Annotated in this window: 30 protein-coding genes and 1 tRNA gene; 16 read left to right on the top strand and 15 right to left on the bottom strand. The window is 60.7% G+C overall.

Annotated features, from left to right (window positions below):
* Together AC0J1C_RS08210 and AC0J1C_RS08205 are read left to right on the top strand one after the other, a co-directional pair.
* The gene (locus AC0J1C_RS08210; protein WP_473046384.1) at positions 1-939 is read left to right on the top strand and encodes an MlaD family protein; all 939 of its coding nucleotides are present in this window, start codon (positions 1-3) and stop codon (positions 937-939) included.
* Entirely contained in the window at positions 936-1,577 is a 642-nt protein-coding gene (locus AC0J1C_RS08205) for an ABC-type transport auxiliary lipoprotein family protein (protein ID WP_473046383.1), read from the top strand. The genes AC0J1C_RS08210 and AC0J1C_RS08205 overlap by 4 nt, the downstream gene beginning before the upstream one ends.
* On the opposite strand, the gene pgsA is transcribed toward AC0J1C_RS08205, so the two are convergent.
* From pgsA to AC0J1C_RS08185, 4 genes are all read right to left on the bottom strand, one after another.
* Positions 1,522-2,088, bottom strand: a complete 567-nt coding sequence (gene pgsA / locus AC0J1C_RS08200; RefSeq protein WP_473046382.1) for a CDP-diacylglycerol--glycerol-3-phosphate 3-phosphatidyltransferase — start codon at positions 2,086-2,088, stop codon at positions 1,522-1,524. The two genes, AC0J1C_RS08205 and pgsA, sit on opposite strands and share 56 nt — an antisense overlap.
* A gap of 7 nt (positions 2,089-2,095) precedes the next feature.
* Entirely contained in the window at positions 2,096-3,958 is a 1,863-nt protein-coding gene (gene uvrC / locus AC0J1C_RS08195) for an excinuclease ABC subunit UvrC (protein WP_473046381.1), read from the bottom strand.
* A complete protein-coding gene (gene uvrY, locus AC0J1C_RS08190; RefSeq protein WP_473046380.1) occupies positions 3,942-4,601 on the bottom strand; it encodes a UvrY/SirA/GacA family response regulator transcription factor in 660 nt (219 codons plus the stop codon). The genes uvrC and uvrY overlap by 17 nt, the downstream gene beginning before the upstream one ends.
* A gap of 99 nt (positions 4,602-4,700) precedes the next feature.
* A complete protein-coding gene (locus tag AC0J1C_RS08185; protein WP_473046379.1) occupies positions 4,701-4,952 on the bottom strand; it encodes a YheU family protein in 252 nt (83 codons plus the stop codon).
* Positions 4,953-5,077: 125 nt separating this feature from the next.
* On the opposite strand from AC0J1C_RS08185, the gene AC0J1C_RS08180 reads away from it, so the two are divergent.
* Positions 5,078-5,782, top strand: coding sequence for an AzlC family ABC transporter permease (locus tag AC0J1C_RS08180; RefSeq protein ID WP_473046378.1), 705 nt, complete (start codon positions 5,078-5,080; stop codon positions 5,780-5,782).
* A complete protein-coding gene (locus tag AC0J1C_RS08175; protein WP_473046377.1) occupies positions 5,775-6,104 on the top strand; it encodes a branched-chain amino acid transporter permease in 330 nt (109 codons plus the stop codon). Before AC0J1C_RS08180 ends, AC0J1C_RS08175 begins: the two co-directional genes overlap by 8 nt.
* A gap of 1 nt (position 6,105) precedes the next feature.
* Here the strand turns inward: AC0J1C_RS08175 and AC0J1C_RS08170 are convergent, their stop codons facing one another.
* Positions 6,106-6,513: a DUF1330 domain-containing protein gene (locus AC0J1C_RS08170; protein WP_473046376.1), complete on the bottom strand. Its 408-nt coding sequence runs from the start codon at positions 6,511-6,513 to the stop codon at positions 6,106-6,108.
* A 160-nt stretch (positions 6,514-6,673) separates the two neighbouring features.
* On the opposite strand from AC0J1C_RS08170, the gene AC0J1C_RS08165 reads away from it, so the two are divergent.
* The 3 genes from AC0J1C_RS08165 to AC0J1C_RS08155 all read left to right on the top strand — a co-directional run bounded on the left by AC0J1C_RS08165 (position 6,674) and on the right by AC0J1C_RS08155 (position 10,578).
* The gene (locus tag AC0J1C_RS08165) at positions 6,674-7,135 is read left to right on the top strand and encodes a (2Fe-2S)-binding protein (protein ID WP_473046375.1); all 462 of its coding nucleotides are present in this window, start codon (positions 6,674-6,676) and stop codon (positions 7,133-7,135) included.
* Positions 7,132-9,468, top strand: coding sequence for a xanthine dehydrogenase family protein molybdopterin-binding subunit (locus AC0J1C_RS08160; RefSeq protein WP_473046374.1), 2,337 nt, complete (start codon positions 7,132-7,134; stop codon positions 9,466-9,468). Before AC0J1C_RS08165 ends, AC0J1C_RS08160 begins: the two co-directional genes overlap by 4 nt.
* Positions 9,469-9,630: 162 nt before the next feature.
* Positions 9,631-10,578, top strand: a complete 948-nt coding sequence (locus tag AC0J1C_RS08155; RefSeq protein WP_473046373.1) for an AEC family transporter — start codon at positions 9,631-9,633, stop codon at positions 10,576-10,578.
* On the opposite strand, the gene AC0J1C_RS08150 is transcribed toward AC0J1C_RS08155, so the two are convergent.
* On the bottom strand, positions 10,575-11,348 hold the full coding sequence (locus AC0J1C_RS08150; RefSeq protein WP_473046372.1) for a fructosamine kinase family protein: 774 nt from the start codon (positions 11,346-11,348) through the stop codon (positions 10,575-10,577). The genes AC0J1C_RS08155 and AC0J1C_RS08150 overlap by 4 nt on opposite strands.
* A gap of 130 nt (positions 11,349-11,478) precedes the next feature.
* Here AC0J1C_RS08150 and AC0J1C_RS08145 point away from each other — a divergent pair, with 130 nt between their 5' ends.
* Entirely contained in the window at positions 11,479-11,754 is a 276-nt protein-coding gene (locus tag AC0J1C_RS08145) for an acylphosphatase (protein WP_473046371.1), read from the top strand.
* Here the strand turns inward: AC0J1C_RS08145 and AC0J1C_RS08140 are convergent.
* Positions 11,751-12,344, bottom strand: a complete 594-nt coding sequence (locus AC0J1C_RS08140) for a GNAT family N-acetyltransferase (protein ID WP_473046370.1) — start codon at positions 12,342-12,344, stop codon at positions 11,751-11,753. The two genes, AC0J1C_RS08145 and AC0J1C_RS08140, sit on opposite strands and share 4 nt — an antisense overlap.
* Positions 12,345-12,372: 28 nt before the next feature.
* On the opposite strand from AC0J1C_RS08140, the gene AC0J1C_RS08135 reads away from it, so the two are divergent.
* The gene (locus AC0J1C_RS08135) at positions 12,373-12,975 is read left to right on the top strand and encodes a DUF938 domain-containing protein (RefSeq protein WP_473046368.1); all 603 of its coding nucleotides are present in this window, start codon (positions 12,373-12,375) and stop codon (positions 12,973-12,975) included.
* Between the two features lie 191 nt (positions 12,976-13,166).
* Here the strand turns inward: AC0J1C_RS08135 and AC0J1C_RS08130 are convergent.
* A tRNA-Ser gene (locus AC0J1C_RS08130) sits at positions 13,167-13,257 on the bottom strand.
* A 214-nt stretch (positions 13,258-13,471) separates the two neighbouring features.
* Here AC0J1C_RS08130 and AC0J1C_RS08125 point away from each other — a divergent pair.
* Both AC0J1C_RS08125 and AC0J1C_RS08120 read left to right on the top strand, forming a co-directional pair.
* Positions 13,472-14,002, top strand: coding sequence for an isochorismatase family protein (locus tag AC0J1C_RS08125; protein ID WP_473046367.1), 531 nt, complete (start codon positions 13,472-13,474; stop codon positions 14,000-14,002).
* A gap of 68 nt (positions 14,003-14,070) precedes the next feature.
* The gene (locus AC0J1C_RS08120) at positions 14,071-14,733 is read left to right on the top strand and encodes a cupin domain-containing protein (protein WP_473046366.1); all 663 of its coding nucleotides are present in this window, start codon (positions 14,071-14,073) and stop codon (positions 14,731-14,733) included.
* 75 nt (positions 14,734-14,808) lie between these two features.
* On the opposite strand, the gene AC0J1C_RS08115 is transcribed toward AC0J1C_RS08120, so the two are convergent.
* The 6 genes from AC0J1C_RS08115 to AC0J1C_RS08090 all read right to left on the bottom strand — a co-directional run bounded on the left by AC0J1C_RS08115 (position 14,809) and on the right by AC0J1C_RS08090 (position 19,834).
* Positions 14,809-15,174 (bottom strand): DUF7352 domain-containing protein, encoded by a 366-nt coding sequence (locus AC0J1C_RS08115; RefSeq protein ID WP_473046365.1) that lies wholly within the window; start codon positions 15,172-15,174, stop codon positions 14,809-14,811.
* Positions 15,175-15,297: 123 nt separating this feature from the next.
* Positions 15,298-16,200 (bottom strand): LysR family transcriptional regulator, encoded by a 903-nt coding sequence (locus AC0J1C_RS08110; RefSeq protein ID WP_473046364.1) that lies wholly within the window; start codon positions 16,198-16,200, stop codon positions 15,298-15,300.
* Between the two features lie 20 nt (positions 16,201-16,220).
* Entirely contained in the window at positions 16,221-16,838 is a 618-nt protein-coding gene (locus AC0J1C_RS08105; RefSeq protein ID WP_473046362.1) for a flavin reductase family protein, read from the bottom strand.
* Between the two features lie 11 nt (positions 16,839-16,849).
* Positions 16,850-18,037 (bottom strand): MFS transporter, encoded by a 1,188-nt coding sequence (locus AC0J1C_RS08100; protein ID WP_473046361.1) that lies wholly within the window; start codon positions 18,035-18,037, stop codon positions 16,850-16,852.
* Between the two features lie 3 nt (positions 18,038-18,040).
* Positions 18,041-18,868, bottom strand: a complete 828-nt coding sequence (locus AC0J1C_RS08095) for a CheR family methyltransferase (protein ID WP_375191320.1) — start codon at positions 18,866-18,868, stop codon at positions 18,041-18,043.
* 36 nt (positions 18,869-18,904) lie between these two features.
* Entirely contained in the window at positions 18,905-19,834 is a 930-nt protein-coding gene (locus AC0J1C_RS08090; RefSeq protein WP_473046360.1) for a chemotaxis protein CheV, read from the bottom strand.
* A gap of 184 nt (positions 19,835-20,018) precedes the next feature.
* Here AC0J1C_RS08090 and flgA point away from each other — a divergent pair, with 184 nt between their 5' ends.
* From flgA to AC0J1C_RS08075, 3 genes are all read left to right on the top strand, one after another.
* A complete protein-coding gene (flgA, locus tag AC0J1C_RS08085; protein WP_473046359.1) occupies positions 20,019-20,720 on the top strand; it encodes a flagellar basal body P-ring formation chaperone FlgA in 702 nt (233 codons plus the stop codon).
* A gap of 155 nt (positions 20,721-20,875) precedes the next feature.
* Entirely contained in the window at positions 20,876-21,202 is a 327-nt protein-coding gene (flgM, locus tag AC0J1C_RS08080; RefSeq protein WP_375191323.1) for a flagellar biosynthesis anti-sigma factor FlgM, read from the top strand.
* A 7-nt stretch (positions 21,203-21,209) separates the two neighbouring features.
* Positions 21,210-21,680, top strand: a complete 471-nt coding sequence (locus AC0J1C_RS08075; RefSeq protein ID WP_473046358.1) for a flagella synthesis protein FlgN — start codon at positions 21,210-21,212, stop codon at positions 21,678-21,680.
* A 19-nt stretch (positions 21,681-21,699) separates the two neighbouring features.
* On the opposite strand, the gene AC0J1C_RS08070 is transcribed toward AC0J1C_RS08075, so the two are convergent.
* Complete coding sequence (locus AC0J1C_RS08070; protein WP_473046357.1) at positions 21,700-22,431, bottom strand: pilus assembly protein PilB; 732 nt, start codon at positions 22,429-22,431, stop codon at positions 21,700-21,702.
* A gap of 210 nt (positions 22,432-22,641) precedes the next feature.
* Between AC0J1C_RS08070 and AC0J1C_RS08065 the strand changes: the two genes are divergently transcribed.
* Positions 22,642-23,253: a peptidylprolyl isomerase gene (locus tag AC0J1C_RS08065; RefSeq protein WP_473046356.1), complete on the top strand. Its 612-nt coding sequence runs from the start codon at positions 22,642-22,644 to the stop codon at positions 23,251-23,253.
* A gap of 3 nt (positions 23,254-23,256) precedes the next feature.
* Positions 23,257-25,143, top strand: a complete 1,887-nt coding sequence (mnmC, locus tag AC0J1C_RS08060) for a bifunctional tRNA (5-methylaminomethyl-2-thiouridine)(34)-methyltransferase MnmC2/FAD-dependent 5-carboxymethylaminomethyl-2-thiouridine(34) oxidoreductase MnmC1 (protein WP_473046355.1) — start codon at positions 23,257-23,259, stop codon at positions 25,141-25,143.
* Positions 25,144-25,192: the final 49 nt, after the last annotated feature.

The following is a 25,192-nucleotide window of genomic DNA, read 5'->3' as shown; positions in this document are numbered from 1 at the left end:
GTGGAACCGAGGGCTCACCATTTTATCATCGGGCTGTTTACGCTCGTTGCCTTCGCAGCGTCGCTGATATTCTCTCTCTGGCTGGCGAAATCCTCCGCCGACCGGGAGTGGGCCTACTACGAAATCGTGTTCAACCAGCCGGTCAGCGGACTTTCCGAGGGGAACCCGGTGCTCTACAGCGGCGTTCAGATTGGCGATGTGGTTGAGATGCGCCTGGATTCGGATAACCCCGGCCATGTACGTGTGCTGGTGCGCGTGGACGAATCGGTGCCGATCCGAAAGAACACCCGGGCCGGCCTGGTGTTGGCCAACATTACCGGCAGCATGAACGTGCAGTTCAGCGGTGGCAGCCCCGACCAGCCGGCATTGCGAGGCAACCGGGAAGACCCGCCCACCATCATTGCCGAGCCCTCTGCCTTCCATAACCTCCTGGCCAACGGCGAGCAGCTGGTGGTGAAGGCCGATGAGCTGTTGAGCAAGGCCACCGAACTGCTTTCCGATGACAACATTCGCAACACCACCGCGATTCTCGAGAATACCCGGCTGGCCACCGACGCACTGCTCGCCCGCCGGGACCAGCTCTCAGCGCTGCTCGAACAATTCGATGCGGCGGCGGTTCGGGCGGAGGAAGCGGCCATCAAGGTGTCCCGCGTGTCCGACAACGCCTACGAGCTGCTGACCACCGACGGCAAGCAGGTTCTGCAATCCATGGATCGAACCCTGGTGGTCCTGCACAGCACCCTGGCCCGGGTGGACGAACTGACCCGCAACAACGCCGGGGCCATGGCGTCCGGGCTGCAGGGCATGGGCGAACTGGCTCCGGCCCTGCGAGAGCTGAGGGCCACCTTGCGCACGCTGAATCAGTTCACCCGCAAACTTGAGCAAGATCCGACAGGCACCCTGTTCGGCAACGACACCATCAAGGAGCTGCCTCAGTGAGCAAACGGTTTTTCGATGTCATCGCGATTACCCTGGGGATTTCGGCAGCCGCCGGCTGCACCGTGTTCCCCAACCCCGAACCTCCCCGGGTGATGGATCTGGCGTGGCCCGGCACTGAACGCGCCCCGGACCGCCAAATCCCCTACGTGTTAAGGGTGGACACGCCCTACGCATCCGAGCCGCTCAACAGTACCCGGATACTGGCCAAGCCCACCGACTGGGAATTCCAGTCCTACCCGGACGTGCGCTGGCGGGATAGCGCCCCCATGATGCTGCGGGATGCGATGATCGTGTCACTGCGCCGCAACGCCGGCTTTGCAGACGTGATCGCGGAAACCAGCCCGGCGGAAGCGAATCTGACTCTGGTGAGCGAGCTGTCGGCGTTTCACACAGAAGAGCCCTCGGGATACCCGAAGGTCAAGTTGCAGCTGCACGCCCAGGTAATCGATGCGGGCACGCGAGGCACCCTCTGTCGACAGACATTCGACATTGAGGAGACGGCCGGGGGACCGGCCATAGAACAGGTCGTTCAGGCCTTCGGTGATGCTAGGCAGTCACTGAGCGCCCGGATGATCGACTGGCTCAGCGGTTGCGACTATCCGCCTGTTCCGGAAACAACTCCGGCCAGGCAGCCCTGATGTACAACCCCATGGACCAGAGGGTGAGAATCGCAGCGATGTAGAGAAGCAGCAGCGCCACATCCGCCCACACGTTGCCCGGCGGAAACGCGAGCAGGCCCACAATGGCCGCCATCTGGGCCGTGGTCTTGATCTTGCCGATGTAGGATACGGCCACACTGGCACGGCTGCCGATTTCCGCCATCCATTCCCGAAGAGCCGAGATGACAATTTCCCGCCCGATGATCACGGTGGCGGGAATGGTCAGCAGAATCGCCGCGTGCTCTTCGATCAGTACCGCCAGGGCCACCGCCACCATGAGCTTGTCGGCCACCGGGTCCAGGAAGGCACCGAACGGAGTGCTCTGGTCGAGCTTTCGAGCCAGGTAGCCGTCGAGCCAGTCCGTGGCCGCCGCCAGCGCAAAGATGGACGCGCTCACGAGGTAACTCCACCCCACCGGAAGGTAAAAGATCACCACGAACACGGGGATCATGATGATGCGGGAAAGGGTGAGGATGTTTGGTAGATTCATGCTGTCCTTACTCGTCGTGCAACGCGGCGTAGATGCTCTCCGCCAGTGATTTGCTGATACCCGGCACCTTGGCCATCTCATCCACACCGGCCTTGCGGATTTCCTGGATACCGCCGAAGTAGCGGATCAGGTCCCGGCGTTTCTTGGGGCCGACGCCTTCGATGCCTTCCAGTGTAGACTGCCGGCGCTTTTTGTCGCGCCGGGCCCGGTGCCCGGTAATGGCGAACCGGTGAGATTCGTCCCGGATGTGCTGGATCAGGTGCAACGCCGGCGAATCGGCCGGCACCCGGAACACGTCGCCGGTCATGGCGTCGATCAGTTGCTCCATACCCGCCCGACGGGTGACCCCCTTGGCCACACCGATCAGCGGAATATCGGAAATCTCAAGCTCATCAAAGACTTCCCGGGCAATGTTCAACTGCCCCTTACCACCATCGATAAACACCAGGTCTGGCCGCTTGCCCTCGCCGGCCACCATGCGCTTGTAGCGGCGGGTGAGCACCTGGCGCATGGCACCGTAGTCGTCGCCGGCGGTCACGCCTTCGATGTTGTACAGGCGGTAATCGCTTTTCAGTGGGCCATTCTCATCGAAAACCACGCAGGATGCGACCGTATTCTCGCCGTGGCTGTGGCTGATGTCGAAGCACTCCATGCGCGAGGGCGTCTCGGCCAGTTCCAGCAGGTCCCTGAGGGCCAGCAGGCGGCGGTACACGGTCTCCTTGCTGGCCAGGTGCGTAAGCAGGGTCTGGCGGGCATTGGTCATGGCCAATTCCAGCCAGCGCCGACGCTCGCCCCGTACGTTGCCCCGAATGCGGGTTTCCCGGTTGGCAGACTCGCTGAGCGCCTGGGCCAGCAGCTCCTGGCCTTCAACCGCCACCGGCACCAGGATATCCCGGGGAATTTCCCGGCGGGTGTTGCCGCCGAAATAGTATTGGCCCAGGAAGGCGCTGAGCAGCTCGCCCTCGGTCTGCTCAATGGAGTAGCGGGGAAAATAGTCCTTGGTGCCCAGCACCCGGCCGCCGCGCACAATGATCACCACGATGCACACCACGCCGGCGTCCTGGGCAATGGCGATCACATCCGCGTCGCCGCCCTCGCCTTCAATGGATTGCTGCTCCTGCACGTGGCGCAGGTGGTTGATCTGATCCCGGTAGGCAGCCGCCTTTTCAAACTCCAGGTTTTTCGAGGCCGCCTCCATGGCGTTCATCAGGTCGTGGAGGATGGCCGGGTTCTTGCCCTCGAGGAACATGGTGGCGTGGCGAATGTCCTCCAGGTATTCCTCGGGGGTGACATAGCCCACGCACGGGGCTGTGCATCGGTTGATCTGGTACTGCAGGCAGGGCCGGGTCCGGTTACGGAAAAAGCTTTCTGTACAGTTTCTTATGCGGAATATCTTCTGCAGAACATTAAGACTTTCCTTGACCGCCCCGGAGCTTGGAAACGGCCCGAACCAGGTGCCTCCGCCCTTTTTGGTGCGGCCCCTGCGAAACGTCAGCGACGGATAATCGCTGTGGGAGGACAGGTAGATATAGGGGTAGGATTTGTCGTCCCGCAGCAGGATGTTGTAGGGCGGGCGCAGGGATTTGATCAGGTTCTGTTCAAGCAGCAGCGCTTCGGTTTCGCTGCCGGTGATGGTGACCTCGATGGAGGCAATCTTGCCCACCAGGGCTTCGGTCTTGGGCGCCAGGCCGGCCTTGCGGAAGTAGCTGCCCACCCGTTTTTTGAGGTTGCGAGCCTTGCCCACGTAAAGCACCGAGCCGCCCTCGTCGTACATTCGGTACACACCGGGCCGCTCGGTCAACTGCTTCAGGAAGCTCTGGCTGTCAAACTCCCCGAGGGTCTTCTGCTCGGGGTCAGACCTTGTCGGCATCAAGCAACCCGAGCCGTACTGCCATCAGGGCGAGTTCCACGTCGCTGGAGATCTCCAGCTTTTCGAAAATGCGGTAGCGGTAGCTGTTCACTGTCTTGGGGCTGAGGCACAGCTTGTCGGAGATGTCCTGCACCTTCTGGCAGTCCACCACCATCATGGCAATCTGCATTTCCCGCTCGGACAACCGCTCGAACAGCGACAGCTCGCCGTCTTCGTCCCGATCGCCACCCAGTTGCTTGAGCGCCATCTTCTGGGCAATTTCCGGGCTTATGTAGCGCTGGCCGGAGTGGGCCATGCGGATGGCACGTACCATTTCCTTGATGTCGGCACCCTTGGTGATATACGCCGAGGCGCCGCTCTGCATAACACGGGTGGGATACGGGTCGTCGGCACAGGCGGTTACGACGATCACCCGGATGGAGTCGTCGATGCGCAGGATACGCCGGGTGGCTTCCAGGCCCCCGATACCGGGCATCCGGATGTCCATGAGCACAATGTCCGGGCGCTGCTGACGCACAAAGTCGATGGCATCCTCACCAGACGACGCCTGCCCGATCACTTCAATGTCGGGGTTGTCTGCCAGCATCCGGGTAATGCTGGAACGCACCAGCTCGTGGTCATCTACAACCAGTACCCTGATCAAAATTCACCTCGTGCACGGCTTTCGGGGAAACAGCGAGATTGTAACGTGTCGTTCAGGCTGCGGGTAGGTGCCAGAGCAAATACTGCGGCGATATGCCGCCTAAGCTGGCACACCCAAACCCGCGGTGTTCTCCACCGGATCAAACCATACCACCAGCTCACCACGGCGTACCGCCGCCATGACCCGATCAACCTCGGCCATGGGGCTCTCGGTGTCGTTCAGCCCGTGGTAGCGGGTACAGTACTCCTCCACCAGGCCTTGGAGCTGGTCTTCGGTCAGCAATTCGGTATCGACAACGAATTTTTCCTGGCGGGGATCCTGCTCGGGCTGATGCTCGGTACTGCTGGTCATAGGGCCTCCTCTGATACCCATCCATGGTAAGGGCTTTGCCGGCACGGTAGAAGCCCCGGGGGCTGACGCTTCAAAAACCAGCGCCAATTCACTATGATCCTCGCTTTCAGAACGTTTGGATGCTAATGAACCAGTCCGTTTTTCGCCTCACACTGCCCATTCTGTTTGGCTATCTGCCCCTGGGCATGGCCTTCGGCGTGCTGTTTACCACTCAGCTCGACTACGCCTGGTGGGCAGCGCCGCTGATGGGGCTGGTGATCTACGCCGGCGCCGGCCAGATTCTGGCGGTGAGCCTGCTGGCGGTGAACGCCGGCCTGCTGGAAGTGTTCGTGGCCATGTTCGTGCTCAATGCCCGGCACCTTTTCTACGGGCTGTCACTGCTGGGCCAGTTCCGTGGCGCCGGCTGGAAGAAGCTCTATCTCATCTTCGGGCTTACCGATGAAACCTATTCGCTGCTCACCAGCCGACCGAGGGGGACAGACCGGGACCATGAACAGCAAGTGGATTTCCGGATCACCGCCTTCAACCAGGGCTACTGGGTGGTCGGGTGTGCGCTGGGCGCCCTGCTCGGAGACAACGTGGCGTTCGACAGCACCGGCATTGAATTTGCGCTGGTGGCCCTGTTCATCGTGTTGACCCTGGAACAGTACAAGGCTCTGGGGGATGGTTTTCCGGTTTGGCTGGGCGCAGCGGCGGCGGGACTGGCCATGCTGGTGCTTGCGCCAACCCATCAGTTGATTGGCGCGATTGCGCTGGTAACGGGAGCTTTGCTTGTGGAATATCGACGAACCCGAGGCCAGGCAGCCCGTGAGGAGTCCCACCATGGGTGATTCCCTGTACCTGGGCCTGTTTATCGCGGTGGCGGCAGTGGCGACGTTCGCCACCCGTGTGATTCCCTTCCTGTTTTTCGAGCGGCACACCGACCACCCACTGGTTCGTCACCTGGGACGCTATCTGCCAGCGGCCGTCATGGCGCTGCTGGCCACGGTGTTCCTGCAGCGGTCCGCCAACTGGTCCGGTGCCTGGTACGGGTTCGATGCGCTGGTTCCCGGAGCGCTGGTCGTGTTGGTACACCTCTGGCGCCGCAATGCCCTGCTCTCCATTGCCGCGGGCACGGTCAGCTATATGCTCATCAAACAGGCGGGCTTCTGACTCAGCCGGCGTTGCCTTCGATGTTGGCGACCAGTCTGGAATCCCGAATCGCCGCCGTGCGGTGCTTCACCACGCCCTTATACTCGGGGCTTTCGATCATGGCCATGAAGGCATCGATCGAGGGATAACGCACAAGCAGAACCTGATCCCAGGATTCATCCGGGGGCGCGATCAACGATCCGACGCTCCGTCCAGACCAGATAACCTCTGCCCCTACGGCCCTCACGCAAGCGGCTGCCTCGGCCATGTAGAGTGAGTAGGCTTCTCGGCCGGTACGCTCCGGTGCCTCCTCCTGATAATCGGCACGGTCGCGAAATCTCAGCAGGTTGAGCATAACCACAGGCTGATCCTTCGGTGTCTCCGCCAGCACCTTCTGGAGCTGCTCCGGGGTGGGATTAACGGCTTCCATCCTGTCCTCGCTGTCAAGTGGCTACGGGGCCTACTATAGCCTACGGCGAAGGCCGTAGGACAAGGGTTTTCATTACCTTTACTTCAGAGAGCACTTTTTGCGTTCTTTGACCGTACAGCTACAGTGAGAGGTTCAAAACACGCCAACAGAAGGGGACAACATGGCCACCCTCACCATTAACGGCGAGCAGTATGAGCTCGATGTGCCAGACAACATGCCACTGCTCTGGGTGATCCGCGATGTCGTGGGCCTGAAGGGCACCAAATTCGGTTGTGGCATCGCCCAATGCGGAGCCTGCACCGTGCACATGAACGGTACCGCCATCCGCTCCTGCGTTACCCCGGTTTCGACGGTCAGCGGCGAGATCACCACCATTGAAGCCATGGCCGAGGATGCGGTGGGCAGCAAGGTGCAGCAAGCCTGGCTGGACCTCGGGGTTGCCCAGTGCGGTTATTGCCAGGGCGGCCAGATCATGAATGCCACGGCACTGCTCAAGCGCACACCCAAACCGGAAACCCAGGAGATCATTGACGCCATGGCCGGCAATCTGTGCCGCTGCGGCACCTACAACCGCATTCTTGCGGCCATTGAGCGGGCATCGGATGCGGAGGTGAAGTCATGAGCGAATCAAACAGTACTCTCCTGCTGGCCAACGTCAGTCGCCGCGGGCTCCTCAAGGGGCTTGTCGCTGCCTCAGCGCTGGTTGTGGCTGCCCGCTGGGATCTTGCTGGTGCCAGCGAAAAGGCGCAATTCGGGGCCGGAGCCATGCCCGGCGGCTGGGTGGATAACCCCAACGTGTTTATCCACATCGCGCCCGACGGCATCGTCACGATCGTTAACAACCGGTCCGAGATGGGCCAGGGTATCCGCACCAGCCTGATCATGGTTGGCGCCGACGAACTGGGCGCCGACTGGGACCAGGTCCGGGTACGCCAGGCCGATGCCAATCAGGAGAAGTACGGCAACCAGAACACCGACGGCTCCCGCAGTATGCGCCACTGGTACGACCCCATGCGCCGCGCCGGCGCTGCTGCCCGGCAGATGCTGGAGCAAGCGGCCGCCAATCAATGGGGTGTGCCGGTGCATGAGGTGAAAACCGCCGTGCACAAGGTGGTGCACACGCCCTCCGGCCGGGAGCTCGGCTTCGGCGAACTCGCCGAGGCTGCGAGGGAACTTGAGGTGCCCGGCCGCAATGCCCTGGTGCTCAAGGCAGACAACGAACTGCGTTATATCGGCAAGGAATCCGGGCTGATCAATGGCGATCTCAAATCCGCCTACCCCATGGCCATCGACGGTGAGGACATTGTCACAGGCAAGGCTATCTATGGCGCGGATGTGAAGCTTGAGAATACGCTCTGCGCGGTGATTGCCCGGCCTCCCGTTTACGGCGCCAAAATAAAGAGCCTCGACGACAGCGCTGCCCTCAAGGTTCAAGGCGTCAAGAAAGTGATGCGCATTGATGGCGCCAGCCAGCCGGCAGCGTTCAGCCCTCTCGGCGGCGTTGCTGTGGTGGCCACCAACACCTGGGCCGCCATGGAGGGACGCAAGGCGCTCAAGATCGAGTGGGACAATGGGCCCGCCGGCGACAATGCCAGTTACACCTCGGAAGCCTACCGGAAGTCGCTTGAGAAAGCGGCCCAGTCTCCGGGTAAAGTCGTGCGCATGAATGGCGGCGACGTGGATGCGGCCCTGAAAGCGGCCGACAAGACCGTCTCTGCCACCTACTACATGCCCCACATGGCGCAGGCGCCCATGGAGCCGCCCGTGGCCACGGTGCGCGTGGCAGACGGCAAGGTAGAAGTCTGGGCCCCGGTACAAAATCCCCGCGCCACACGGGAAGGTGTTGGTGGCAGACTTGGCCTCGACAAAGAACAGGTAACGGTACACGTGACCCTGCTCGGTGGCGGCTTTGGTCGCAAATCCAAGCCGGATTTCGTGACCGAGGCGGCCGTTATTGCCAATGCCTTCAAAGGCCAGCCGGTGCGGTTACAGTGGTCGCGGGAGGACGACGTGCACCACGCCTATTTCCATGCGGTGTCCGTCGACCACCTGGATGCCGGCCTGGATGCCGATGGCAAGGCCACCAGCTGGCGCCACCGGACGCTCTCACCCAGTATCGCCTCGCTGTTTGCGCCGGATCCGAAGCACATTCAGGAGTTCGAACAGGGCATGGGCTTCAACACCATGCCGTTCGACGTGCCAGCCATACGGCTTGAAAACCCGCCAGCACCCGCCCACGTGCGCATCGGCTGGTTCCGCTCGGTGTACAACCTGCCCCACGCGTGGGCGATTCAGAGCTTTGCCCACGAGCTCGCCGTTGCGGCGGGACGGGATCACCGGGATTACGTGCTCGAATTGCTTGGGCCGGATCGCGAGATCCAGAACCTGTCCGTCGGAGACGGGTGGAACTACGGCGAGAACCCGGACCTCTACCCGATCGACATTGGCCGTCTGCGCCGCGTGATTGAACGCGCCACAAGCGAGGCGGGCTGGGGCAAGGAAACCGCGAAAGGCCGCGGGCTCGGCCTCGCCTTCCATCACAGCTTCGTGTCCTACACCGCCATCGTCTTTGACGTGGAAGTGGACGACAAGGGCAACCTGACCATCCACCGGGCGGATATCGCGTTCGACTGCGGCCCCCAGGCCAATCCGGAGCGCATTCGCTCCCAGCTGGAAGGCGCCTGCGTGATGGGCATCGGCATTGCCCTGAAATCCGAGGTTACGTTCAAGGACGGCGTGGCCCAGCAGGATAATTTCAACAATTACCTGATACCGCGCATGCCGGATGCACCGAAGACCGTGCGGGTGCATCTGATCGACAACCCGAACGATGCCATGGGCGGGGTGGGTGAACCAGGCCTGCCGCCGGTTGCGCCGGCCCTGTGTAACGCGATCTACGCGGCCACGGGCAAACGCATCCGGCAACTACCGGTCGGTGACCAGCTGAAGGGGTGAACCGCCCCCAGAACAGCCTATAACTGAGGGCCCTGCGGGGCCCTTTTTTGTTTCCTCCGGCCACTGCCCCCGACCTTGGTGGTATTCCCATAGCAGGCTAGCTATTTCGCCGCTTATAATGTCCTGCATTCGACCTTCCCCACTCGCCGGCGACCCTATTCGATGACTCTGACCGAGATATTCCTGCAAACACTGGAAACAACGCTGCCGGTATTTGCCATGGTGTTTATTGGCCTGGGTTTGCGTCGCGTCGGCTGGATAGACAGCGCGTTCATCAACACCGCGTCGGCACTGGTTTTCCGGGCAACGCTGCCCACACTGGTGTTTCTGAGCATCATTCGGGCCGATCTGGATACAGCGTTCAATCCGGGTTTGCTGGTGTTTTATCTGCTGGCCACGCTGGGCAGCTTCGCGCTGGTGTGGCTATGGGCACACTGGCGGGTAACGCGGGAAGACCGGGGCGTGTACGTACAGGGGGCCTTCCGGGGCAATTGCGGCATTGTGGGGCTGGCCCTTGCGGCGAATCTCTACGGGGATTTTGGCCTGTCCGCCGGTGGCATTCTCCTTGGCCTGGTCATCATTTCCTACAACATGCTCTCGGTGGTTGTTCTGGTCGCTTACCAACCCGGGCAGCGCATGGACTGGCGTCGGATTTTCCACGATATTCTCCGCAACCCGCTGATTATCGCGGTGCTGGCCGCCATTCCGGTCGCGGCCCTGAACATCACGCTGCCCGGTTGGGTGATGACCAGCGGTGATTATTTCGCCTCGCTCACCCTGCCACTGGCCCTGCTGTGCATCGGAGCCACCGTGTCTCTTGGTGCCATCCGCAGTGACAGCACGACTGCCCTGGGCTCCAGCCTGTTCAAGATGGTGTTCCTGCCTTTTGTGTGTACGGCTTCGGCCTGGCTCGCCGGATTCCGGGGCCCGGAACTGGGCTTGATGTTCCTGTTTTTTGCCAGCCCGACCGCAGCCGCCAGCTTTGTGATGGTCAAGGCCCTGGGCGGTAACGACCGGTTGGCAGCCAACATCATCGCGCTGACGACCCTGCTCGCAAGCCTGACGGTTACCTTCGGCGTGTTTATCCTGCGCAGCGCCGGCCTCGCCTAGACCTGCCCCTGACCGATGGCCTCGATGGTGGCGAAGCCTTCCTGGCAACCCGCCAGGTAGCCGCCGCCAAACAGGTTGTAGTGGTTCAGATAGTGGTACAGGTTGTAGACCTGCCGCTTCACCGCATACTCCGTTGTTCGGGGATACTGCCGATCGTAGGCTCGATAGAATGCGGCATCGAAGCCGCCGAACATCTCGGTCATGGCAATGTCCACCTCCCGATCACCACAGTAAACCGCAGGATCAATCAGCCAGGGTCCCTGGTCATCGAACAGCACGTTGCCGTTCCATAGGTCGCCGTGTAGCTGGCTGGGGTGATCACACACGCTGTTCAACCAATCCATCAGGGCGTCTCCATGGCGGGTTAACAGCTGTTGGAACCGGGAACGCTGGCCCGCATCCCTCACCCGCGACACCTGGTATCCCAGGCGGTCCTTCACGAAGAACTCTCCCCAATTGTCGCACCAGCGATTAGGCTGAGGGGCAAGGCCGATATAGTTATCACGGTTCCAGCCAAAGGCCTTGTGCCCCTGCCTGTGGAGTTTGGCCAGGCCCTCGCCCAGAGCCTCCCAGGCCTGATCAGAGCCCCGGGAGCCTCGGATCGCTGTCATTTCCAGCGCGGTTTCATCCACGCGGTAGACCTGCGGCACCTGCACGGCCGAATCACCGGTGCTCTTCAACCCGTCGGCAAGCGCGGCCAGGCCTTCCGCCTCACGTATCAGGGCATCCGGGTAACCGGTGGTATTCCGTTTGGTGTGGGTCTCTGCCATCCCGATCTACGCTCCGCTTCAGTTATCCACCCATCACAAGGGCAAGGTTCCGGTTGCGGTTGTTGAAGAGCTGCCGCCGGAACCGGTAGATTGAAAGAAGCCTGACACGAGGGAACCAATGGAGGCAAACATGGACACACAGCGCTGGCAGCTTCTGATATCCGGCCGGGTTCAAGGCGTCTACTATCGGGCGTCGACAGAACAGAAAGCGTCGGATCTGGGCCTGACCGGCTATGCCCGGAACCTGGCCGATGGCCGGGTGGAAGTGGTGGCAGAGGGCCCGGAAGACGGGCTGCGCGCACTCAAATCCTGGTGCAGCGACGGCCCGCCGGAGGCTCGCGTGGATGACATCGACGTAACCACCCATCCCGCCACCGGCGAATTCAGCGGTTTCAGCGTGCGTTAGTCGATACGCTTCAGCCAGAAGGTCATGGGCTTGTCCGTTTCACCGGGCTTATCAATATCTTTCCAGCGATAGGTCGTCGCCAGCTCAGGCGCCTTTCGGTAGCCGCGATTGTGCCAGAACGCATCGAGCGGCTGGTAACCGTCTGGCCGGAGCGGGTGGTCTGCCGGTCGCTCCACCGCACAAAAACAGCAATGGGTAAACCGCCCCTGATCCCGGGCATGACCTTCCCGGTGGTCGAAAAAGGCCACGCCAATGCCCCGGCCCCGGTACTCCGGAAGCAACACCGATTCCCCGAAATAGAAGATCTTCCCTGGTTCATAACCCTGTTCGATAAACGGCCGCTTGAACTCGTCGGTTTCATGATCCATCGGTATACCGGTAGCAGCGCCCACCACGGTTTCGCCGTTTAGCGCCAGCACAAACAGGCTGTCCGGCGAGCGGGCATAGGTATCCAGGTAGTTCCGCTCGTAGGCCATGTCGCCGTCGTAAAGGTAGGGAAAACTGCGGAACACCTCGATTCTCAGCCGTGCCAGGTCGTCCAGGTATGGGTTAATCTGGTCACCCGCAAGCCGGACCATGGTTATCGCCATTCATTACCCCCTGTTCAAAGGTTGGAACATGCACAAGGACAAACCGTTTTCCCAAGCCTGTGAAAACAATAAAGGGCCGATTCTGGAAAAACTCGCCGATCTTTTCAATCAGCCAGGTACGATCCTGGAAATCGGCACGGGCACCGGCCAGCACGCCGTGCACTTTGCCCGGCATTTGACCCACCTGACCTGGCAACCCAGCGATCACCCACAGAATGCGAGGCTGTGCCTACCCTGGCTGGAAGAGGCCGCCCTGGCCAACATCAACCCGCCGCTTGCGCTGAATGTCACCGACGGCGACTGGAGCAGTCTGCCGGCTATACACGGCGTTTTTTCCGCCAACACGGCCCATATCATGGCGTGGGAGGAAGTGGAGGCCATGTTCCACGGGGTTGCGCGGATTCTGCCGACCGACGGACGCTTCTGCCTGTACGGGCCGTTTCGCTATAACGGGCAGCACACCAGTGAGAGTAATGAGCGCTTTGATCGGTCGCTCAGGATGCAGGCGGGGCATATGGGGATTCGGGACAGGGAGAATCTGGAGCGTTTGGGACGGTCTGCGGGGTTGGTGATCAGCGAGGATTTTGGGATGCCGGCGAATAATCGGTTGTTGGTTTGGCGTAAGGACTGAGGCTCGGTCTAGCCTGCGAGGTACGAGGGAGGGATTATTCGGGCCTTTGGCCCTCACCCCTTCGGGGCCGTCGTCGCGTTGCTCCGACGTTCCTCAGCCTGCGTTGCAGGCTTCGGTCGAACCCACGAGGATTCTTCTACCCGCCCACTCGGCCAATAAAAAACCCCAGCATTTCTGCTGGGGTTTTGTATTGGCGGAGAGGGAGGGATTCGAACCCTCGATACGCTATTAACGTATACACACTTTCCAGGCGTGCGCCTTCAGCCACTCGGCCACCTCTCCAATAGACCAGCCAGAGCCAGTCCAATAAACTGTTTCAAATCAGCGATGTCGTCGCTCATTTGAGGGCGCAAACTTTAATGGTTTTGGGGGCGGTTGGCAACTCCCGGAGGTAAAATCGTTGAAAAAAGTACTCGCCGGCGCTTCCTTGTTTAACGCATGGGGGTATTCGGGGCTATCGTGAACACACTACCGATATGGAACGGAGACATAAACCATGCTGATGAAGGCCGAACAATCGACGCTGCTGCTGATCGATGTTCAGGAAAAGCTCATGCCCGCCATTGCCCACGGCGAAGAAGTCGTGGACCGCTGCGTCACTCTCGCTACCATTGCCGGGTTGATGGAGGTGCCGGTACTTGCCACGGAACAGATTCCGGACAAGCTCGGCCACAACGTTGAGGGCGTTCGGGAGTTGAGTGACCAGGTGCTTGCCAAGTATCACTTCGATGCCTGTCCTGACGGCCTTGTGGATATGCTCCCCGAGGGTCGCCAGCACATCGTTGTCGGTGGCTGCGAAGCGCACGTGTGCATGCTGCAAACTGCATTAAGCCTTCTCGACGCCGGCTACAAGGTGTGGGTGGTGGCCGATGCTACCGGCTCCCGGAATGAGTTTGACCGGGATGTGGCGCTGGACCGGCTGAGCGAGAGCGGTGCGCGCATTGTTACAGTGGAGATGGTGGCCTTCGAGTGGATGCGTCATTGCCGGCATCCCCAGTTCCGGAATATTCAGGCACTGATCAAATAGAGACATCCGGCGCTGATCGGCGAGCGTAGAATGGGGCCCGATCAGCTAACCGATCTCCGAGGTTCTGCATGCTCAATATGGATTTCTCCCGTCGTGTGGTCATCCGAAGCCAGGAACAGGACTGGGTGCCCAGTCCCGCCGGAGGCGTACTGAGAAAGCCGCTGGCCCGCGAGGAGGCCGAACGCGGCCATGCCACCAGTGTGGTGCGCTACGAGCCGGGCGCCTCGTTCAATCGCCATGAGCACCCACTGGGTGAGGAAATACTGGTCCTGGAAGGGGTCTTTTCGGACGAGACCGGCGACTACCCGGCGGGCACCTATCTGCGCAATCCTCCGGGCAGTGGCCATGCGCCGTTCAGCAAGGAAGGCTGCACGCTGCTGGTAAAGCTGCACCAGTTCGATGAGCGGGACACCGCCACCGTTCGCATCAACACCAACACTCAGCCCTGGCTACCCGGCATCGGGGGCCTGCAGGTCATGCCCCTGCACGAATTCGAGCATGAACACGTGGCCCTGGTGAAATGGCCGGCCAACGAGGTGTTCCAGCCCCACCGACACTTTGGCGGCGAAGAGATTTTCGTGCTCTCCGGAGAGTTCTGTGATGAGCATGGCCGGTACCCGGCCGGCACCTGGATTCGCAGCCCGCACATGAGCCAGCATCACCCGTTTGTCGATACGGAAACGGTTATCTGGGTAAAAACCGGCCACCTGCCTCTTACCCAACCGCAATAGCGCTCATTCCCGCGCACGCCAGGCCCCCATAAAAAAGGGCCCCGCAGGGGGCCCAAGTATCGTCAGGAAACTGGTTTATGAAATCGCTGTACGCTGCCAGTGCTGGCGACTGAAGGTGTCATTACTGGCGCCCTCACCCGCCGGATTGAACAGCGATTCCTCTCCGACCGGCACGGCAAATACGTGGTAGGCCTCCGGATCAAACGGATCCAGCGCCGTGTCCAGGTACTCATAGCTGTCGGGCACCGGCTCTCCGGAGTGCGCGACCCGGAACTGACGTTCCAGCGTCGGAGTGGTCACATTCAGCGGCTGCTCCACCCAGAGGTAAACGGCCTTGTGCGGCACGATGTACTCGCTGCGCACCACCCGATAGCCCTCTTTGAGCGTGAGCGTTGTCGGCTCTTTGCCCGGTTCCAGGCGGAATTTGTGGATGGTCTTCATGGCTCCTGCTCCTCTTCGGATTGCTGCCTCTCACAACTCCATCATGAACAGGTACACGGATCGATAAAATAAGCTTTTCTGATCTTATTGGTTCGCTTTTTTCGAGGCTTTCAATTTTTGACGTTAATGTGCCTCCTGGGCAACGCCATGGGCCTCGCAAATGGCCCGCACACCCTCGTGGGCAATGTTCCGGCCCCGGGTAATCGCGAACAGCTCGTCCACCACCTCGTTTACCGACGCAATCTGCTCAACCTCGTACTGCCGGCAAACCTCGTCTCGAATGGCCGTCGGCGCCGCAAATACGCCGTATCCCTGACTGCCGAATACCTTGATCAACGCACTGTCGTCCACTCGGGCCACCAGTCGCATGCGAACGCCTTTCAGCGAGAACCAGTTCATCAGCCGCTCGAAATACGGGGCATCGGTGGCATTGGCCAGCAACGGCTGGCCGTTGAGGGATGCCGGAAAGCCCTTGCGCAGTCCCCGGGCCAGTTCCGGCGCAGCAAAGAGGCTCATGGTTGATCCCGCCAGCGGATGAACGGTCAGATTGCCTTCTTCCTGGAGGCGGGGCATCCGGTCGGTCAGGACCACATCGAGCTCTTTGCGCTTCAAGCTCAGGATCATGTCTTCGGTCCGCCCGGTCTGGCATTCCAACTGTATCTGGCGGTCGCCGGCCATGGCGGGCTGCAGCAAGTAATAGGCGATGAGTTTATGAATGGAGGCGGAAACACCGGCCCGGAGTGTGAGGGGGCGCTCGGAAGGATCAAGACGGAGCGTTTCGGAAAGTTCACCGGTCAGCTCAAAAATCTCGTCGGCATAGCTAAGGATCATTCGCCCCAGGTCGGTCAGAATCAGCTTACGACGCTCCCGGATGAACAGTCGCCCACCCACCGATGCCTCGAACGTGGCCAGCTGACCGCTGAGAGTCTGGGGCGCCAGTTCAAGGACCTCGCTGGCGCGGGCAATCGAGCCCTCACGGCTGATCACCCAGAAGTAATAAAGATGACGGAGGTTCAGCTGCTCCATAGCGGTTTCCTCTGCCCGGCTCAGGTGGGACGGGGAATCTTGAATACCTCACCAAACGTGACGTATTCGCTGCCGCCAAGTCGACCAATGGGGTCTATGGCCGCGCCATCAAAACTCAGCCGATTCTTTTCGTCGTACCGGGCAACGCTGTCGGCCACCCAGGCCGCCGTTACCCTGCCGAAAATGAGGGATTGCGGCGCGGCGCCGATTTCCTTGATGTCGTAGAGCTCGCACGCCAGCGCCACGTGGCAATCCTTCACACGGGGCAAAGGCGAGCCCTCGAGGGGTGCCAGTTCCAGGCCCAGATGATCCAGTTCAGATTCTCCGTGGGGCAAGGGACGGGAGGATTCCGTGACGGCCGGCGCCAGGTCCCGGTTGGCGATGTGGACCACAAAATGCTTTCTGGCCTCGATATTGACGCGAGTATCTTTCGCAACGCCCTCGGCAGGCTTTCTACCCACCGAAATCATCAGGAGGGGCGGGTTACTGGTGATGGGCGTAAAAAAGGAAAACGGCGCCAGGTTGAAGTCGCCGTCGGGATTCTCGCTCAGGACCCAGGCGACCGGTCTCGGAATAACCGTCTGGGTGAGAATATGATAAGCCTCTGTCGGATCCAGTCCGTCAAAATCGATCAGCATCTGTCATACCTTCAGTCTGTTGCGGCCGCTGTGGAACGCTCCCGCAAAAGCCAGAGAGCCATAAGCAGCCCGTGAAGAACAAGGAACGGCACGGCAACCATCACCAGACCACCCCAACCCAGCCAACTCAGAATGGCCCCGGCGGAAAGTGCGGCCGTGGCCTGGGAACCGAACACCATGATGTCGTTCAGGCCCTGCACCCGGAAGCGCTCGGCGTCCTGGTATCCACGGGGCAGCAAGGTGGTGCCACCAACAAAAAGGAAATTCCAGCCAATGCCCAGTAACAGCAGCGCCGACAGGTAATGGTGGAAGCTGATACCGCTGGCCGCCAGGCCAACGCAACCGAGATAGGCCAGCAGGCCCAGGGCCATCATCAGAGGAATACCCAGCACCCGTGTCAGCCAGCCACTGATCAGTGACGGCAGGTACATGGCCATGATGTGGAGCTGGATAACGCGCTTGGCGTCGTCGAGGTCGTGCCCGGCAATCCCGGTCATGCTCAGTGGCGTCGCGGTCATCACAAAGCTCATGACCGCGTAACCAATAGCCGCGGCGCTGATGGCTGCCAACACCAGGGGGTTTGCAATGATCTGCCGTAACGGTCGGCCACCGCCGGGCTGAGACTCTCGAACCAGCTCCCCTTTAGCCCGGTAACCGGCGCCAAGGATCACCAGGGCCAGGGCCTGGACGACGGCCAGAGCCGCCCAACTTGAAAGGAAGGGATGGGCCTCGCCAGCCCCACTGCCAATACCCGCAACCTCGGGCCCGAGCCAGGCCGCCACCAGTCCGCCCAGAAGCACCCGGGCGGCCGCCGAGCCTGCCAGTTCCGACGGAACGGACTCCATGGCGGCAAACCGGTATTGGTGAACCACGGCCAGGCCCGTACCGCCAATCACCGACGCCAGGCACAGCAACAGGAAAGACCCCGCCCAGGACGCCGTGGCGCCAACGAGGCCAGCCACGATGCCCATGGTAGCTCCGAGCAGCATGACCCGTTTGCGCCCTACCCGCTCCATCAGCCAGGTAGCGGGCTTGATGGCCAGCACGGTACCTACGACCACCAGGCCCACCGGAAGCGTGGCCCACTCGGGCGCCGGAGCGAGCAGGCGCCCCTGGATACTGCCGATAAACACTATGAAAGGCGCCGTGCACATGGCCAGCGCCTGCGCGGCAACCAGAACCCAGACATTCAGGGGCATGGATTACTTTTTCCTGTAGATGATGCCCGGGTGACACTGCACCATTTCGTAGAGATGCGGCAGCCCGTTCAGTGACTCGGATGCCCCCAGCACAAGATAACCCCCGGGGTTCAGGGTGGCGTGAATCCGGGTAAGGATGTCTTTTTTGAGGTCCGCGGAAAAATAGATCAGCACGTTACGACACATCACAATGTCGAACTTGCCCAGCATGTAGCGTTCAAGCAGATTCAGCTCCTTGAACTCCACCATGGTCTTGATCTGAGGCTTGATCTGCCAGCCGCCATTGAGAGAGGGGGTGAAGAACTGCTTCTGGCGATCCGGCGAGAGGCCGCGACCGATGGCGATCATCTCGTATTCGCCCTTGCGGGCAACCTCGAGGACGCTCTTGGAGATATCCGTTGCGGTGATTTTCACGTCCCGCAGTTTACCCGGCCGGAGGCGGCGAAATTCTTCCACGATCATCGCGATGGAATAAGGCTCCTGACCCGTGGAACAGGCGGCCGACCAGATCCGGAGCGGCTGGCTGCCCTTGCTTTCCGCAAACTCGGGGAGCAGTTTCTCCTGCAGAATACGGAATGGATGGCTATCCCGGAACCAGAGGGTTTCATTGGTGGTCATGGCGTCGATAACCACCTCGCGCAGACTGCCCCGCCCGGGTCGGCGCAGTCGCTCGAGCAGCTCACCCAGAGAATTGAGACTGTTTTCCTCCAGGATCCGGCGCAGCCGGCTTTTCACCAGATACTGTTTATTGTCTCCCAGCAAAATGCCACAGGCATCCTGCAGGAACGACTTGAAGGCTTCATATTCCTGTGGGGTTATATCCGCTTTCATTGGGTCTCTGTTCTGAATGAATCGATCGGCGGCCCATCAACCCTGGTCGATGATTTCCATCACCCGCTCTGCGAGTTCGTCCGGACTGAACTTCGCCATGAAGTCGTCTGCCCCGACTTTCTTGACCATGGCCTGATTGAACACGCCGCTGAGCGAGGTGTGGAGCATTACGAATATGTCTCCCATCGCGGGATCACTTTTTACCTTGGTGACCAGCGTGTAACCGTCCATCTCCGGCATTTCAACGTCAGAGATGATCAAGGAGAAATGATCTTTGACCCGGGAGCCGTCCGCCGTGATCTCCTTGAGGTACTCGTAGGCCTGTTTGCCGTCGTTCTTGGTGACCACCTCCATACCGATGGCCGTGAGGCATCGCTCGATCTGGCGGCGAGCCACTGCGGAGTCATCAACGACAAGCACAGGCAGATGCCCGGGAACCCGCTCGGCACTCTTGCTCAGCACCGCTTCGGTAACGTCCTCTCCAAGCGGAGAAACTTCTGCAAGAATCTTCTCTACATCTATGATTTCGACCAGCTTATCATCAATCCTGGTGACAGCGGTAAGGTAAACATCCTTACCGGCGCCCTTCGGGGGCGGGAGAATCTCTTCCCAGTTCATGTTCATGATCCGATCGACACCGGTCACCAGGAAGCCCTGGGTCTTGCGGTTGTACTCGGTAATGATCACAAAGCTGCTGGCAAGCTCTTCCTGCGGAATGCCCGGCAGCCGGATGGCCATGCTCAGATCGATGATCGGAATGGTTTCGCCGCGTATGTGCGCGACTCCCCGAACCACCTGACGGCTGTTGGGGATGGAGGACAGCCGGGGGCACTGAAGCACTTCTTTCACCTTGAAGACATTGATGCCGTAAATCTGGCGCCCCCGAAGCCGGAAAAGAAGCAGCTCAAGACGGTTCTGCCCTACCAGTTGCGTACGCTGGTTAACACTGTCCAATACCCCTGCCATTTGGTTTCTCCTGGCTTGCCGATTACTGGCGGCATGTATCTTGCTGGTTACTCGTGTAAGCGTGGAAAGACGGAAATCTGTCGCGCCACTGTCGATCAGCCCGGTTAACGGCTGAACGTCCCGAATCATTAATGCATTCGGCAGATCCACACTGATACCAACAGCATAGGACAAACTGATACGTATGCGCATCACCAATTTGGCCCTGATCCTGGTAATGTCCATCGCGAGTGGACCGCTGCTTGCCGAAACCACGGCCAAGCAGATCCGGAAGGCGGCGGTGGCATTCCTCCAGGACTTTGCGACAGAACAGGCCAGCCAGGGTTATAAAGTGACCTTCGAGCCCGGCGCCATTGACAGCCGGCTGGCGCTGGCCGAGTGCGTCTCGCCACTGGAGGTGCAGTTCAGTGGAGATCCCTGGAAAACAACCAGCCCCTCGCTGCTGGTCTCCTGTGAAGGCGAACGTCCCTGGCGGATGTTCGTGACTGCATCACTCTCCATAAAGGGGCCGGCTCTGGTGGCAGCCCGCCCGCTGACCCGAGGCGAGCGCATCACCGAGGCGCTTCTGCTGAGCCATTCTGTAGAGGTAAATGCCTCCCGGCGTGGTGTCATCACCGACCCTGGCCAGGCGGTCGGCATGGAGGTCCGGCGCTCGGTCAATGCCGGCTCGCTGATTACCCCGGACATTCTCTCGGCTCCGGATGCCGTTGCCCGGGGTGACCATGTTATTATCACTGCCCGAAGCGGCAACTTCTCCGTGCGCTCCCGAGGCAAGGCACTGGCCAGTGCCAGCATCGGCGAGCAGGTCCTGGTTGAAAACCTGAGGTCTTCCCGCACCATCAAAGCCAATGTGGTGGGCCCGGGCCAGGTCGAGATTCCCATGTAATCCGGCACCGGCAAGCGATTGCCGAGGCGGCAAGGCTCTGCCCCGTAAAATCTGTCAAAAAAGGGTTAAAGAATTCGGCGCCACAGCCGATATGCAGATACAAACTCGAGTTAATGCCCTGTAAACAAGGGCTCACCAGGCAAGCAGGTACGAATATGTCAGTTGACTTTAATGGAATTGGCCCCGGCCAGGTCAACACCCAGAGAACCACGGCCGACAAGAGCGCGGGCAACCAGAATACCCAGCCCGCAGCGCCGGAACAGGCGAAATCCCAGGCGCAGGGCGCCCGGGGCGACAGCGTCAGCCTGAGCAACCAGGCCAAGAACCTGAAACAGCTGGAACAGAAGCTGGGCGATTACCCGGAAATGGACGACGATCGCATCGAACAGATCCGCACCGCCCTGGAAAACGGCACCTATAAGGTCGATGCGGAGAAGCTGGCCCAGAAAATGCTTGAGATGGATGAAAGCATTTTCGGATGAGTAAATCATGGCCGCAATTGATGACCTGAAAACCCTCCTCGCCCAGGATATCAGCCAGCTCGACGAACTGGCCGATCTCCTGGGTAAGGAAAAGACCCTCCTTGGTAAGTCCGATCTCCGCCAACTGGAAGCCCTGACGCAGGAAAAGAACCGCCTGCTGGGTGCTATCCGCGAACGAGCGAAACAGAAAATCCGCACTCTGGTCCAGATGGGCTATCGACCTGACAACGGTGAGCCTTCCCGGTTCATTCGCAGTGCAGGGCTGATTGAGGTGACGGAGCTCTGGCAACAGGCCGACCGCAAGCTGAAAACCTGCCAGGCGCTGAACCAGACCAACGGTCGGGTTATCAGCCACCTGCAAAAGCGGCTTTCACGCCTGACAGACATTTTCCGCGGCGCCACGGGCCAGCAGAAACTTTACGGTGCCAGGGGCGAGCAGACTTCGGTTTCAAGCTCCACCGTGCTCGCCAGCGCCTGAGCCCTGCGCTGGCTGGGCGCTAGCGCGTGTAGAGGGTCATCCTCGAATCCGGGTGAAAACGGATGTCGTGAATGCTCACGTTCCCCATGGACGCGCCGCGGCCACCGGCAACCCGAATGTTGTCCATGCGTATCTGCTCGATTCGCTCAGGCAGCGCAAGGACAACGCCGCCATCTTCCCGGACTCGAAAGCGTGGCTCCCCCTCTCGATAGTGCACACCAGACACCGTCAGATCCGATTCCAGAAAATTCAGAACGGGCACAAACACATTAGCGGCGAGCTTCAGCCCCTCGATCGCGTCCGGTCTGCTCTCCGGGTCTTCCGGCTGAGCGGCCATGGCCGACACCGTCGCAATACGTTCAAACAGTGCCGAATCGCCCTGACCGGCAACAGACGCCAGCTCTGCCTCGGAAAGCGGTGAAAGGCCACCCTTCTCATAGAGTTGACCTGCCTCGGCCGTTGCCTGGGAAGACGCGGTGTTGCTGGAGGCAAAGCTGACCAGAGGCTGGAACGGCAGGGCCACCATGGTCACCAGCGCCGCGGCGTTTCGGTATCTGGACTGATGTTTGAGGACCCGATGCAGCTCCTTCTCGCTGATCCAGCCAGCCTGAATCAGCACCTCGCCCAGGCGCTGACCGGTTTCCCGCTGGAGAATCAGGCCCCGGTCGAGCTGGCTCTCTGACAGATAGCCGCGGTTGACGAGCAACCGACCAAGACGCGACTTTTCCTCAAATCCCTGACGGATATTCACCCACCTTCTCCTTATGTCGAAAGCCGTACTGCCCGGCTCGGCAAACAGTATCCTGAGTCGTCAAGAAGGTTAGTCGATTGTCCGGCAATCTGCGTTGATCCAGTCGCTGTTTTTCCACCGGCTTCTGATAAACTCTGGCGCCAGAGAGCAAACTTTACTGCCCTACTGCGGGCCAAAACCAACTGCCACCTGACGAGAGAGCAGCTGACAATGACAAATCCGGTCAAACTCCTGCAATGCATGATTTCACTGTTCGTGCTGTTAACCGCATTTGCGGCCTCGCCGGCCCTGGCGCAGCAGAGCTCAACCAGCAACGAATCACTGCCCAAGGTCCGGATGGTCACCAGCGAGGGCGCCATTGAACTGCAGCTTCGGCCCGATGTTGCACCCGAGACCGTGGCCAACTTCCTGCAGTACGTACGTGACGGTTTCTACGACGGCACGGTATTCCACCGCGTGATTCCCGGCTTTATGATCCAGGGCGGCGGCTTCACCGAGACCCTGTCCAGAAAATCAACCCGCGACCCCGTTCGCAACGAAGCCAGCCCGACGCTGCCCAACCTTCGCGGAACCATTGCCATGGCTCGCACCAGCGCCCCGGATTCGGCCACATCGCAATTCTTCATCAACGTGGCCGACAACGGCTTTCTCAACGCCGGCGTGCGTGGTGCCGGCTACGCTGTATTTGGCAAGGTGACCGAAGGCATGGGCGTTGTCGACGCCATTGCCCGCAAGCAGACGACCCGTAAACAGGGCATGGCCGACGTACCGGTTGAGCCGGTGCGGATTGAGAAAGCCACGGTGATCGAAGCCGCCAAGTAACCCGTGGAATCATTGTTCAAACCTCCGGCCATTGAGCCGGCCGAACTGATCTGGCGCGACGGTGTGCCGGAGTCTGTGCGCTTCGGCGATGTCTATTTCAGCCGTGACAACGGCCTGGAAGAGACTCGTCACGTGTTTCTTGGCCACAACGATCTGCCCGGGCGCTTCGCCACGGTGCCTGCCGGGGGCACCTTTGTGATTGCCGAAAGCGGCTTCGGCACCGGCCTCAACTTCCTGGCCGCGTGGCAGGCCTGGCAAAGGTCTCGGCCTGACCACGAGGCATCGCTGCATTTTGTCTCCGTGGAACGATTCCCCCTGACCAGAACCGATCTCGCGAAAGCTTTGGCGCTCTGGCCGGAACTGGCGAGCCTGGCCGACGCATTACTGGCCAACTACCCGCCCCTGGTTCGTGGCACCCATCGGCTGGTTCTGGACGGTGGCCGGGTACGGCTGACGCTGTTTTTCGGTGACATCAGAGACGCCTGGCAGGCACTGGATTTCAAGGCCGATGCATGGTTCCTCGACGGCTTCGCGCCGGCCCGAAATCCCGATATGTGGCTCGAGACCACCGTTGCCGACATCCGCGCACACAGCAAGCCCGGCACCTCCCTGGCCACCTTTACCTCGGTGGGACGAGTTCGACGCGCACTGTCAGAGGCCGGGTTTGAAATGCAGAAAGTTCCGGGCTTTGGCCGCAAGCGGGAGATGCTCAAAGGCTGTCTGCCGACCGTCGACCCGGAGCAAGCACCCGATCTGAGCCCTGTGGCCATCATTGGCGCAGGCATTGCCGGTTGCACACTGGCTGCGAACCTGGCGGCGAGGGGAATACCGGTCACGCTCGTAGATGAGGAGGGGCCCGGCGCCGGCGCCTCGGGCAACGCTCAGGGAGCGCTCTATGTGAAACTGGGCGTGGATTACAACGATCAGACCGAGCTGGCGCTGAGCGCCCTCACCTTTTCTCAACGCTTTTATCGCCCCTTCAGTAACGAGGGCTGGTACCCGACCGGCCTCCTCCAACTGGCCCACAACAACCAGGAGGCGGATCGTCAGCACCGTTTCCTGGAGCGCAACGGCTATCCCGGTGATGTACTTAACGGCGTAACCCGGGAACGGGCCTCGGAGCTGACAGGGGTTCCCGTGGATACTGGTGGGTTATGGTTCCCGGACAGTGGCTGGTTGGAGCCGGCGCGGTTGTGTCGTGCACTGGCCGAACAGAGGGGCGTAACCTGCTTTTGGCACTCGCCAGTGGAAAAACTGGTCCCTGAGGCAGAGGGCTGGCGTATCGAGATCAAGAATGCCCGGCCCGTTTACAGCCGGCGCGTGGTGGTTTGCGGAGGGGCTGCCAGTGGGGGCCTGTTACCTCTGGCGGGCACCGCTCGACTCAAATCCATCCGTGGTCAGGTCACCGGCCTTCCGGCCACCGCGCTGACCCCGCCCAGGGCAGTCATTTGCGGCAGTCGCTATCTGAATCCGGCACTGGACAACAGAGTACTGACCGGGGCGACGTTTGACCTTCACGACGACAACCCGACCCCCACCCTGGAAAGCCGCGCCGAGAATATCCAGGAGCTGAAAGCCATGCTCCCCGGCGCTTTTACGGAGGGAGGTTCCGGGCAGGCAAAGCAGACCGGACCTAGCCGGGACGACAACCTTGCGGACGACCGGGTGGCCTTCCGATGCACGACGCATGATTACCAGCCGGTTGCCGGTCACGTGCGGGATGGGCTGTACCTGTTTACCGGCCTTGGCAGCAAAGGCCTCACCTACGCCCCTCTCCTTGCCGAATATCTGGCGGACCAACTGACCGGGCAACCTGGCTGTTTGCCCGCCAATCTGGTGCGGCGACTGGAAACCGGACGCCTTTACCAGTCTGATATGGCAAACTCGTAATAAAGTTCTACTGGAGAATGTGCTGCGATGGCCGATAACCGGCTATAGA

It is taken from the genome of Marinobacter sp. E2, assembly GCF_055755345.1.
Note: the sequence above shows the minus strand (reverse complement) of the source record. Positions and strands in the feature narration are given on the sequence as shown.